The sequence below is a fragment of the Xanthomonas bonasiae genome (genome assembly GCF_014836395.1).
In the GTDB taxonomy this organism is placed as follows: domain Bacteria; phylum Pseudomonadota; class Gammaproteobacteria; order Xanthomonadales; family Xanthomonadaceae; genus Xanthomonas_A; species Xanthomonas_A bonasiae.
The window spans coordinates 13,338-25,838 of record NZ_JACSQX010000016.1; the positions used below are offsets into that span (position 1 = coordinate 13,338).

The 12,501-nt window shown below is 69.5% G+C and carries 8 protein-coding genes; all 8 read left to right on the top strand.

The genetic code is table 11. The features are described 5' to 3' along the window. Positions 1–97: 97 nt before the first annotated feature. On the top strand, positions 98–1,225 hold the full coding sequence (gene carA, locus H9658_RS20335; protein WP_191826733.1) for a glutamine-hydrolyzing carbamoyl-phosphate synthase small subunit: 1,128 nt from the start codon (positions 98–100) through the stop codon (positions 1,223–1,225). Beyond that, complete coding sequence (locus H9658_RS20340) at positions 1,222–1,791, top strand: hypothetical protein (protein ID WP_185823625.1); 570 nt, start codon at positions 1,222–1,224, stop codon at positions 1,789–1,791. The genes carA and H9658_RS20340 overlap by 4 nt, the downstream gene beginning before the upstream one ends. A gap of 54 nt (positions 1,792–1,845) precedes the next feature. Then, positions 1,846–5,088, top strand: a complete 3,243-nt coding sequence (gene carB / locus H9658_RS20345; protein WP_191826734.1) for a carbamoyl-phosphate synthase large subunit — start codon at positions 1,846–1,848, stop codon at positions 5,086–5,088. 8 nt (positions 5,089–5,096) lie between these two features. Next, positions 5,097–5,561, top strand: coding sequence for a transcription elongation factor GreA (gene greA / locus H9658_RS20350; protein ID WP_170867603.1), 465 nt, complete (start codon positions 5,097–5,099; stop codon positions 5,559–5,561). Positions 5,562–5,565: 4 nt separating this feature from the next. Beyond that, positions 5,566–6,486 (top strand): phosphoglycerate mutase, encoded by a 921-nt coding sequence (locus H9658_RS20355; protein WP_191826735.1) that lies wholly within the window; start codon positions 5,566–5,568, stop codon positions 6,484–6,486. Beyond that, positions 6,483–8,213 carry a single-stranded-DNA-specific exonuclease RecJ gene (gene recJ / locus H9658_RS20360; RefSeq protein WP_191826736.1) on the top strand — a complete coding sequence of 577 codons (1,731 nt, stop codon included), beginning with the start codon at positions 6,483–6,485 and terminating at the stop codon, positions 8,211–8,213. The genes H9658_RS20355 and recJ overlap by 4 nt, the downstream gene beginning before the upstream one ends. Before the next feature lie 323 nt (positions 8,214–8,536). Continuing rightward, on the top strand, positions 8,537–11,473 hold the full coding sequence (locus tag H9658_RS20365; protein WP_191826737.1) for a VIT domain-containing protein: 2,937 nt from the start codon (positions 8,537–8,539) through the stop codon (positions 11,471–11,473). Positions 11,474–11,524: 51 nt separating this feature from the next. Next, positions 11,525–12,421, top strand: coding sequence for a LytTR family DNA-binding domain-containing protein (locus H9658_RS20370; protein WP_191826738.1), 897 nt, complete (start codon positions 11,525–11,527; stop codon positions 12,419–12,421). Positions 12,422–12,501 lie beyond the last annotated feature (80 nt).

The window sequence follows — 12,501 nt, forward strand, 5'->3', positions numbered from 1 at the left end:
TTACCCATCGCCACGGACCCGGAGAAGCGCCGAGTTCGCGGTTTCTTGCAGCCGCAAGTTGGTGGGGCAGGGTTCCTCTCTCCCCAAGGCGAACCCCGTGACTCAACCCGCAATCCTTGTCCTTGAAGACGGCACCGTGTTCGAGGGCGAATCCGTAGGCGCCGCCGGCCTGTCCGTCGGCGAAGTGGTGTTCAACACCGCGATGACCGGCTACCAGGAGATCCTCACCGATCCCTCCTACGCCCGTCAGCTGGTCACCCTGACGTACCCGCATATCGGCAACACCGGCTGCACCGATCAGGACGACGAAGCCGCCCAGGTCTGGTCGGCCGGGCTGATCGTGCGCGACGTACCGCGCCGTCCCAGCAACTGGCGCAGTCAGGTGTCGCTGCCGGACTGGCTGATCCAGCGCGGCGTGGTCGCCATCGCCGGCATCGATACCCGCAAGCTGACCCGCATCCTGCGCGAGAAGGGAGCGCAGAACGGCGCGCTGATGGCCGGCGAAGTGAACGTAGACACCGCGCTGGAAGCGGCGCGCAAGTTCCCCGGGCTCAAGGGCATGGACCTGGCCAAGGTGGTCTCCACCGAAAAGGCCTATCCGTGGCGCGACGGCCAGCTCGACCTGGACAGCAACGCGTTCGCCCAGGCCGCACCGAAGTACAAGGTGGTGGCCTACGATTACGGCGTGAAGCTCAACATCCTGCGCATGCTCGCCGAGCGCGGCTGCGAGGTCACCGTGGTGCCGGCGCAGACGCCTGCCGCCGAGGTGCTGGCAATGCAGCCGGACGGCGTGTTCCTGTCCAACGGCCCCGGCGATCCGGCGCCGTGCGACTACGCGATTGCGGCGATCAAGGAAATCGTGGCCAGCAAGATCCCGACCTTCGGCATCTGCCTGGGCCACCAGTTGCTGGCGCTGGCCGCCGGCGCGCAGACCCTGAAGATGGGCCACGGCCACCACGGCGCCAACCATCCGGTGCAGGACCTGGACAGCGGCCGGGTGATGATCACCTCGCAGAACCACGGCTTCGCGGTCGACGAAGCGTCGCTGCCGGCCAACGTGCGGGTGACCCACCGCTCGCTGTTCGACGGCACCAACCAGGGCATCGAACTGACCGACGCGCCGGCCTTCAGCTTCCAGGGCCACCCGGAAGCTTCGCCGGGCCCGCGCGACGTGGCGCCGCTGTTCGATCGGTTTGTGGCGTCGATGGCGGTAGCAGGGGCATGAGTGTTCGCCAGCTGGCGATGATTGCGGCGCTCCTGTTCAGTGGAGTGGCAAATGCTGCCGAAGTATCGGACGAGCAAGCTTCACAGCTCTTTGAATTGCTCGGCTTAAAAGAAGCGGTCTCTATCTACTCTGTGGATTCGATCGCAGCGCAGCCGCTGTTTCAAAAGCTTGCTTCCGATCAACGAGGTTGTGTCGCAGGGCTTTTGGAAGAAAATTTAGGCTCAAACACCAGGGCGCGACTGAAGACTATTTTTGGAAATAGCGCTAAAGCCGGAAGCTGGATTGCTTTCTCCAAGACTCCTGCTGGTCAGCGCTATATGCAGTACGTGGCTGCCAATGCAACTGCAGTTTTTCTTGATCGACCTAAGCCCGACCGGTCCGAGTTGCTGCTTGGAATGAAGCCAGACCAGGCCGTACAGACGCTTGAGTTCATGTCGTCGCCTGCGGGGATGGTATTTAGCGCAGCGCCACCACTTGCTCCGCCTGCGATGACTAAAGAGCAGCAGGCGTCGCTGGGAGACGAGCTTTCCCATCGATGCAAATTGTCCGAACGTGATTTTTCCTGAACGACTTTAGCCGTGCCGCCTCAAAGCGCCGCTAGTCCAGACCTCGAGAAAGAAATGCCCAAGCGCACCGACCTAAAAACCATCCTCATCATCGGCGCCGGCCCGATCGTCATCGGCCAGGCCTGCGAGTTCGACTACTCCGGCGCGCAGGCGTGCAAGGCGCTGCGCGACGAGGGCTACCGGGTGGTGCTGGTCAACAGCAATCCGGCCACGATCATGACCGACCCGAACATGGCCGACGCCGTTTACATCGAGCCGATCAACTGGCAGACGGTCGAGAAGATCATCGCCAAGGAAAAGCCCGACGCGCTGCTGCCGACCATGGGCGGACAGACCGCGCTGAACTGCGCGCTGGACCTGGCCGACCACGGCGTGCTGGAAAAGTACGGCGTGGAACTGATCGGCGCCAAGCGCGAAGCGATCATGATGGCCGAGGACCGCGAGCTGTTCCGCGTGGCGATGGGCGAGATTGGCCTGGAATGCCCGAAGGCGGCGGTCGCGCACACCCTCGAGGAAGCGCTGGAGATCCAGACCCGGGTCGGCTATCCGACCATCATCCGCCCCAGCTTCACCCTCGGCGGCAGCGGCGGCGGCATCGCCTACAACCGCGAGGAGCTGATCGAGATCGTCGGTCGCGGCCTGGAGCTGTCGCCGACCAGCGAAGTGCTGGTCGAAGAGTCGGTGCTGGGCTGGAAGGAATTCGAGATGGAAGTGGTGCGCGACACCGCGGACAACTGCATCATCGTCTGCTCGATCGAGAACCTGGACCCGATGGGCGTGCACACCGGCGACTCGATTACCGTGGCCCCGGCGCAGACCCTGACCGACAAGGAATACCAGCGCCTGCGCGACGCCTCGATCGCGGTGCTGCGCAAGATCGGCGTGGACACCGGCGGCTCCAACGTGCAGTTCGGCATCAACGCGCAGACCGGCCGCGTCGTCGTCATCGAGATGAACCCGCGCGTGTCGCGCTCCTCGGCGCTGGCCTCCAAGGCCACCGGCTTCCCGATCGCCAAGGTTGCGGCCAAGCTGGCGGTCGGCTACACCCTGGACGAACTGAAGAACGAGATCACCGGCGGCCTGACCCCGGCCTCGTTCGAGCCGTCGATCGATTATGTGGTGACCAAGATCCCGCGCTTCGCGTTCGAGAAGTTCCCGCAGGCCGATGCGCGCCTGACCACGCAGATGAAGTCGGTGGGCGAGGTGATGGCGATGGGCCGCACCTTCTCCGAATCGCTGCAGAAGGCGCTGCGCGGCCTGGAGACCGGCAAGATCGGGCTCGACCCGACCGGGCTGGACCTGGGCAGCGAGGACGACATGGCCGCGCTCAAGCGCGAGCTGAAGGCGCCCGGTCCGGAGCGGCTGTTCTACGTCGCCGACGCGTTCCGCGCCGGCATGAGCGTGGAGCAGGTGCATGCGCTGTCGTTCATCGATCCGTGGTTCCTGGACCAGATCGAGGACCTGATCGCGCAGGAGAAGCAACTGGCCGCCGACGGTCTGGGTTCGCTGGACGCCGCGCGCCTGCGCACGCTCAAGCGCGCCGGTTTCTCCGATGCGCGCCTGGCCGAGCTGTGCGGCACCAACGAGGCGGCGGTGCGCGCGCTGCGCCGCGCGCACAAGGTGCGCCCGGTGTACAAGCGGGTGGACTCGTGCGCGGCCGAATTCGCCACCGATACCGCCTACCTGTATTCGACCTACGAGGACGAGTGCGAGGCCAAGCCCAGCAATCGCGACAAGATCATGATCCTCGGCGGCGGCCCCAACCGCATCGGCCAGGGCATCGAGTTCGACTACTGCTGCGTGCACGCGGCGCTGGCGCTGCGCGAGGATGGCTACGAAACCATCATGGTCAACTGCAATCCGGAGACCGTGTCCACCGACTACGACACCTCCGACCGCCTGTACTTCGAGCCGCTGACCCTGGAAGACGTGCTGGAGATCGTCGAGCTGGAGCAGCCCAAGGGCGTGATCGTGCAGTACGGCGGACAGACCCCGCTGAAGCTGGCGCGCGCGCTGGAGGCCAACGGCGTGCCGGTGATCGGCACCAGCCCGGACTCGATCGACCTGGCCGAGGACCGCGAGCGCTTCCAGCAGCTGGTCGACAAGCTGGGCCTGAAGCAGCCGCCGAACCGCATCGCGCGCAACGCCGACGAGGCGCTGGTGCTGGCGCGCGAGATCGGCTATCCGCTGGTGGTGCGCCCGAGCTACGTGCTCGGCGGCCGCGCGATGGAAATCGTCTACGGCGAATCGGACCTGGCGCGCTACGTGCGCGACGCGGTCAAGGTCTCCAACGACTCGCCGGTGCTGCTGGACCGTTTCCTCGACAACGCGGTGGAAGTGGACGTGGACATCATCGCCGACAAGGACGGCCAGGTGCTGATCGGCGGGGTGATGGAGCACATCGAGGAAGCCGGCGTGCATTCGGGCGATTCCTCGTGCTCGCTGCCGCCGTACTCGCTGTCGGCCAAGACCCAGGCCGAACTGCGCCGCCAGGTGGTGATGCTGGCCAAGGGCCTGAACGTGGTCGGACTGATGAACACCCAGTTCGCGGTGCAGGTGGACGAAGCCGGCGACGACATCGTGTTCCTGCTGGAAGTGAACCCGCGCGCCTCGCGCACGGTGCCGTTCGTGTCCAAGGCCACCGGCATGGCGCTGGCCAAGATCGCCGCGCGCTGCATGGCCGGCAAGACCCTGGCCGAGCAGGGCGCGCTGAAGGAGATCGTGCCCGACTACTACTCGGTGAAGGAAGCGATCTTCCCGTTCGCCAAGTTCCAGGGCGTGGACCCGATCCTCGGCCCGGAGATGCGCTCCACCGGCGAGGTGATGGGCGTGGGCCGCAGCTTCGGCGCCGCGTTCGCGCGTGCGCAGGAAGCCGGCGGGATCAAGGCGCCGCCGCTGGGCAAGGCGTTCCTGTCGGTGCGCGACCCGGACAAGCAGCGCGTGCTGCCGGTGGCGCAGGCGCTGGTCGAGCGCGGCTACACGCTGGTGGCCACCAGCGGCACCTGCGCGTGGCTGCGCCAGCATGGCCTGCAGTGCGACCAGATCAACAAGGTGGCCGAGGGCCGCCCGCATATCGTCGATCTGATCAAGAACGGCGAAATCGTGTATATCGTCAACACCACCGAGGGCCGTGCGGCGATCTCCGATTCGTTCTCGATCCGGCGCGAAGCCCTGCAGCAGCGCGTCACCTATTCGACCACCGTCGCCGGCGCCCGCGCGCTGGTGCATTCATTGGAATTCCGCGGCACCGGTCCGGTCTGGGCGCTGCAGGAACTGCACAAGGAGCTGGAAGCGTGAGAGCCCCGATCACCATGCAAGGCGCGCTGCGTTTGCGCGAGGAACTGGACCAGTTGAAGTCGGTCAAGCGGCCGCAGGTCATCGCCGCGATCGCCGAGGCGCGCGCGCACGGCGACCTGAAGGAAAACGCCGAGTACCACGCCGCGCGCGAGCAGCAGAGCTTCATCGAAGGCCGCATCAAGCAGCTGGAGAGCGAGCTGTCGCATGCCGAGATCATCGACGTCAGCAAGCTGGCGGTCGGCAGCAAGGTGGTGTTCGGCGCGACCGTGACCCTGGCCGACGTGGAAAACGACGAAGAGAAACGCTACCAGCTGGTCGGCGATCTGGAAGCGGACATCAAGCTGGGCCTGATCGCGATCTCCTCGCCGCTGGCGCGCGCGCTGATCGGCAAGCTGGAAGGCGACAGTGTCAGCATCGACGCCCCGGCCGGCCGTCGCGAGTACGAGATCGTCAGCGTCGAATACGTCGGCTGACGTCGTGGCGGTCGCCACCTTGTTGTTGCCGGAGCGCGCGCGCCTGGCCGCTGCGGCGCTGACCGGCGAGGTGGCGCGGGCGTTCGGCCGCGCCGACCGCGAGCGCCTGGAGCCCGGTTCCGAAGCGCAGTTGCGCCGCCATTTCACGCTGCCGCCCGGGCAATGGCCGGTGGCGGCGTTGACCCGGCAGCTGGACGCCGGCGACGCCGGCGACGCCGTGTGGCTGCGCGCCGATCCGGCGTATGTGGTGCCGGACATGCAGGGCGCGCGGCTGATGGCGCACGGCGACATGCTCGCGATCGACGCGATCGATCTGGCCGCGCTGCTGCCGTCGCTGCAGGACCTGTTCGCGGAGGCCGGCCTGGTCCTGGACGCGCCGGAACCCACCCGCTGGTATCTGCGCCTGGCGCCGGACAGCGTGCTGCCCGCGTTCGCCGCACCGGCGCAGGTGCTCGGCGCCGATCTGTTCGACCATCTGCCGCAGGGCGAGGGCGGGCGGCGCTGGCGGGCGCTGCTGACCGAGGCGCAGGTGCTGCTGCACCAGCATCCGTGGAACCGCGAACGCAGTGCGCGCGGGCAGCCGGCGATCAACTCGCTGTGGTTCTGGGGCGGCGGCGCGTTGCCGGCCACGGTGACCAGCGCGCATGCGCAGGTGCGCAGCCGCGAGCCGCTGCTGCGCGCGCTGACCCAGGCCGCCGGCATCGACGCCGGGCAAACGCCGCGCGTCGATGCGCTGGTCGATCTGCGCCAGCTGCGCGCGCCCGAGCAGTTCGTCGGCGAGGTGATGCAGCCGCTGCTCGAAGCGCTGCGCCTGGGCGAACTGCAGCAACTGCTGCTGGATTTCGAGGACGGCACCCGTTTCCGGATCGAGCGCGAGCAGCGTTGGCGCTTCTGGCGGCGGCCGCTGGCGCGCCTGGACGCATGAGTCCGGCGCTGCGCATCACCCGGCGGCCGGCCGCCGAGGGTGGGCCGTGGACGGACAGCGTGCTGCCGCTGCTGCGCCGCATCTACACCGCGCGCGGCGCCCACGACGCCAGCCTGGCGCAGCCGAAGCTGGCGCAGCTGCTGCCGCCGGATGCGCTGAGCGGCATCGATGCGGCGGTCGCGCTGCTGGCCGCCGCGATCGCCGCCGGCAAACGGATCCTGGTCGTCGGCGATTTCGATTGCGACGGCGCCACCGCCTGCGCGGTCGCGGTGCGCGGGCTGCGCCTGCTCGGCGCCGCGCAGGTGCTGCACGCGGTGCCGAACCGCATGGTGCACGGCTACGGCCTGTCGCCGGCGCTGGTCGCCGAGCTGGCGCCGCTGCAGCCGGACCTGCTGGTCACCGTCGACCACGGCATCGCCTGCCATGCCGGCGTCGCCGCGGCCAAGGCGCTGGGCTGGCAGGTGCTGGTCACCGACCACCACTTGCCGGGCAGCGTGCTGCCGCCGGCCGACGCGATCGTCGATCCGAACCTGGCCGGCGACGCGTTCCCGAGCAAGATGCTGGCCGGCGTCGGGGTGATCTTCTACGTGTTGCTGGCGTTGCGCCGGCACCTGCGCGAGCGCGGTGCGTTCGCGACCCAGGCGCCGGATCTGACGGTGTTGCTGGACCTGGTCGCGGTCGGCACCGTCGCCGACCTGGTGCCGCTGGACACCAACAATCGCGCGCTGGTGTCGGCCGGGCTGCGCCGCCTGCAGCGCGGCGACGGCTGCATCGGCCTGCGCGCCCTGATCGAAGCCAGTGGCCGCGATCCGGCGCGGCTCAGCGCCAGCGACATCGGTTTCGCGCTGGCGCCGCGGCTCAACGCCGCCGGCCGGCTCGAGGACATGGCGCTGGGCATCGAGCTGCTGCTGTGCGAGGACCCGCAGCAGGCGCGCGAGATCGCCGCCACGCTGGAACAGATCAACGGCGAGCGCCGCGCGGTCCAGCAGCAGATGACCGACGAGGCCGAAGCCACGGTGGCGCAGGCGCTGCTGGCCGCGCCGGACGCGCCACCGGTGGCGGTGTGCCTGTTCGATGCCGACTGGCATCCGGGCGTGATCGGCCTGGTCGCCTCGAAGATGAAGGACCGCCTGCATCGCCCGGTGATCGCCTTCGCCCCGGCCGAGCCGGGCAGCGACCAGTTGCGCGGCTCGGCGCGCTCGATTCCCGGCTTCCATATCCGCGACGCGATGGCCGCGGTGGAGGCGCGCCGGCCCGGATTGATGGACAAGTTCGGCGGCCATGCGATGGCCGCGGGCCTGAGCCTGCCGCAGGCCGCGCTGGCCGAGTTCGAACAGCTGTTCCGCGAGCATGCGCTGGCCAGCCTGGACGCGGCGCTGCTGCAGGCCGAACTGCTCAGCGACGGCGCACTGGATCCGCACGAGCTGGACCATCGCCACGCCGAGGCGCTGCGCCTGGCCGGGCCATGGGGACAGGGCTTCCCCGAGCCGCTGTTCGACGGCGAGTTCGAGGTGCTGCAGTGGCGCCTGCTGAAGGAGCGCCACCTCAAGCTGAGCCTGCGCTGCGCCGGCCGCGGCGAGCCATTGAACGCGATCCATTTCAACGGGTGGCGCGGCGACGAACCCGGCCGCCGCGTGCACATCGCCTACCGCCTGGTCGCCGACGACTACCGCGGCGGCGACGCGGTGCAACTGGTGGTGGAGCACTGCCGGAGCCTGTCGGGCTGATCCATTGCCCTTAGCCCCTCTCCCTTCGGGAGAGGGGTTGGGGTGAGGGTACGGCGCGAAAGCGACTCGCAGAATTGGGTACGCGAGGCGGCGCCCGGACCCTCATCCGCCTCTTCGGGCCACCTTCCCCCGAAAGGGGGCCATGGTCCCGGTGGGAAAAGGGAACAGCCAATCCCTCTCCCCCGCAGACGGCTTGGGTGAAGATGGAATCAGCCGCATCGATGCAAGACTCAGCGGCCCGAGCACACCGCGCGAAGATTCTGGATAACCCCGCTGCGCCGCACCGGACGTTCAAGCTGTACCGTCCCATCAAGGAGTGATCCATGCCGTACGTCGCGCGCAAAGGCCTGTGCCTGCTGTTGTTCTCGCTGTTGTCGGCGGCCGCCGTGCCGGCCTTGGCCCAGACCGCGCCGCAGCGGCAACTTCTCGCCCCACTGCTGAAGACCGATCACAGCGAGCGCCCGGTCGAGCTGCGCTCGGCGACGGTGAGCGCGCACGCCGCGGCCGGCCTGGCCGAAACCACGGTGGAGCTGCTGTTCTTCAATCCCAATGCGCGCGTGCTGGAAGGGCAGCTGGCGTTCCCGCTGCGCGACGGCCAGCAGATCAGCGGCTTCGCCTTGGACATCGACGGACAGATGCGCGACGCGGTGCCCGTGCCGAAGGCGCGCGGGCGGCAGGTGTTCGAGGCGATCGAGCGGCGCGGCGTGGACCCGGGCCTGGTCGAGCAGACCGCCGGCAACCAGTTTCAGCTGCGGCTCTATCCGATTCCCGCGCACGGCAGCCGCCGCGTGCGTCTGGTCTATCGCGAGTCGCTGCCGCGCACCGCCGCCGGTTGGCAGTGGCGGCTGCCGCTGGGCTATGCGGCCAGCGCCCAGACGCTGCGCCTGGCGTTGAGCACGCAGGCGGCGCCGGTGGACACCGCCGCGTTGCCTGCGGGCCTGCGCCTGTCGCCGGCGCCCGGCGGTTACGCGGCGGCATGGTCGGGCACGCCCGCGCAACTGCCCAGGGAACTGGCGCTGTCGTTGCGCGCGACCAGCGATCCGCACGTCGCGGTCGGCAGCCACGACGGCCAGCGCTATTTCCAGGCGCTGCTGCCGATCGCCGATCTGCACGGCGCACGCCCTTTGCCGCAGCGCATCGGCCTGCTGTGGGATGCATCGGGTTCGGCGCGGCAGCGCGACATTGCCGCCGAACTGGCCTTGCTGCAGCGCTATTTCGCCGCGCTGGGCAACGCGCAGGTCGATCTGGTCGTGCTGCGCGACCGCGCCGAGGCGCCGCGCCGGTTCCAGGTGCGCGCCGGCGAATGGAGCGCGTTGAAAGCGACGCTGCAGGGCCTGCAGCCGGACGGCGCCAGCGCGCTGGGCGATTGGCGGCCGGTGGCGGACGTGCAGGAGTATCTGTTGTTCAGCGATGGCCTGGGCAACTACGGCGCGCAGGCCTTGCCGGCGCTGGCGCCGGGCCAGCGCCTGTACGCGGTCGATTCGGCCGGTGCCCATGCCGATGCCGCACGCCTGGCGGCATCGGCGGAAGCGCGCGGCGGCCGCTTGATCGAGCTGCATGGCGTGCAGGGCGTGCAGCAGGCCAGCGAACGGCTGCTGCAGCGCGGCGGCGAACTGGTGGCGTTGCAGGGCGAGGGCGTCGCCGATCTGGTCGCCGATTCGCGCTACGCCGACGACGGCTATCTGCGCATCGCCGGGCGCCTGCTCGCGGCCGATGCGACGCTGCACCTGGAGATCGCCACCGCCGCCAGCACGCGCCGCCTGAGTCTTCCGTTGCGCGACGCCAGCGAGGTGCCGGGCGAGCTGGTGCCGGGCGCCTGGGCGCGGGCCATGCTGCGCAGCCTGGCCGCCGATCCGACAGGCGACGCCGCACGCCGCCAGCAACTGGCCAGCCGCTTCGGCCTGGTCAGCGCCGAGACCTCGCTGCTGGTGCTGGAGAACATGGACGACTACGTGCGCTACGCCATCGCGCCGCCAGCGGCGCTGCGCGAGGCGGTGGCGCGCGCGCAGGCGCAGCGCCAGCAAGCGCAGGGCGAGCAGCGCAAGCAGCGCATCGATCGCGTCGCCGAGGATTTCGCCCAGCGCGTCGCCTGGTGGCAGCGCACGTTCCCGAAGAACGCGCCGCCGCAGCCCAAGCCGCAACGCGAGGAGCACGACGCCAGTCGGGAGCGGCGGGACGGCGTTTCGCGGCCCGCACCGGCGATGGCCATGGCGCCGCCGCCTGCACCCGCCGCGCCGATGCCGGCCGCGGAGTCCGCCGAGCTGGAGGCGGTGGTCGTCACCGGCGCGGTCGCGGCCTCGGACGGCGACGCGGCGAACGCCGGTGCGCGTGCCGGCGCGCCCGCATCCAGCACGATTTCCCTGGCATTGCAGCCGTGGCAGCCGGATTCGCCCTACGCCCGGCGCCTGCGTGCCGCCGCACCGGAGGCGGTCTATCCGCTGTACCTGAGCGAGCGCGCCGCGCATGCCGACAGCGTGGCGTTCTACCTGGACGTGGCCGATGTGCTGTTCGAACGCGGCCAGCGCGAACTGGCGCTGCGCGTGCTGTCGAACCTGGCCGAACTGCAGCTGGAGAACCGCCATGTGCTGCGCGTGCTCGGGTACCGGTTGCTGCAGGCGGGCAGGGCGGACCTGGCGGTGCCGGTGTTCGAGCAGGTGCTGCGGCTGGGCGAGGAAGAGCCGCAGAGCTTCCGCGACCTGGGCCTGGCCTACGCCGCGCGCGGCGACGCGCAGGCCGCGATCGAACAGCTGTACCAGGTGGTCGCACGCGACTGGGACCCCCGCTTCGACGGCGTGGCGCTGATCGCCTTGAACGAATTGAACGCGATCGTGGCGCGCTCGCAGCGGCCATTGCAGACCGCCTTCATCGACCCGCGCCTGCAGCGCAACCTGCCGCTGGACCTGCGCGTGGTGCTGAACTGGGACAGCGACAACAGCGACATGGACCTGTGGGTGACCGATCCCAACGGCGAGCGCTGCTACTACGCGCACCGCTCGACCTACCAGGGTGGGCAGCTGTCGCAGGACTTCACCGGCGGCTACGGGCCGGAAGAGTTCTCGCTGCGCCGGGCCAAGCCGGGCAAGTACAAGGTGGAGGCGAACTTCTTCGGCGACCGCCAGCCGCTGGTCACCGGCGCCACCACCTTGCACCTGCAGCTGAGCACCGGCTGGGGCAGCGCCACGCAGCGCGACCAGCAGGTGACGCTGCGGCTGAAGGACAAGAAGGAGACGATCCTGGTCGGCGAGTTCGAGGTGCGCTGAGGCCGCCCGCGCGCCGGCCATGGCCGAGGGGCGGGCGCGCTAAAATGCGCCATGTCCGAATCGCCCGCCACCAGCGTCTACGCCCGCTTCCTGCCGTGGCGCCGCAGCTTCGAGATCGGCTTCTGGGTCGCGCTCACCCTGGTCAACAGCACCGCCAACAGCGTCACCGTGCTGATGGACATCCGCAAGGCGGGGCTGCACTTCGCCGCGTGGGAGCCGGCGCTGTGGGAATGGTCCAGCAATCTGATGTTCCTGCTGATCGTGCCGCTGCTGGCGGCGCTGACCCGGCGCCATCCGTTGCATTGGGACAACTGGCGGCGCCGGCTGCCGGCCTACCTGCTGGGCAGCGTCGCGCTGTCGGTGCTGCACGTGCTGGGCATGGTCGCGATCCGCAGCGCGGTGTACCGCCTGCAGGGCCTGCACTACGACTTCGGCCCGTGGCCGCAGGGGCTGGCCTACGAGTATCTGAAAGACGTGCGCAGCCTGGCCTCGATGCTGCTGTGCGTGGAGATGTACCGCTTCCTGCTGCGCCGCTGGCAGGGCGAGGCGGCCCTGCTCGGCGCGCCCGACGAAGGCCCGCCGGTGGAGTCGCTGGAGCGCCCGGAGCGCTTCCTGGTGCGCAAGCTCGGCCGCGAGTTCCTGGTCGCCGCCGCCGATATCGAATGGCTGCAGGCCTCGGGCAACTACGTCAACCTGCACGTGCGCGGCCACGACTACCCGCTGCGCAGCACCATGGCCGCGATCGAGGCCAGGCTCGACCCGGCCGTGTTCGTGCGCATCCATCGCAGCTACATGGTCAACCTGGGCTGCGTGGTCTCGATCGAACCGCTGGATGCCGGCGAGGCGCGCGTGCACCTGCGCGACGGCAGCCATGTGCCGTGCAGCCGCCGCTACCGCGCCGCCCTGCGCACGGCGGCCGGGGAGGGCGAGGCGGCGATCGCCGAGTGATCGCGGCCCGGCCCGGTCGCGGCAGCGCGCGCGCTGTGGCGCGGCGGCCGGAATTGCTAGAATCGCGCTCTTGTTTGCCG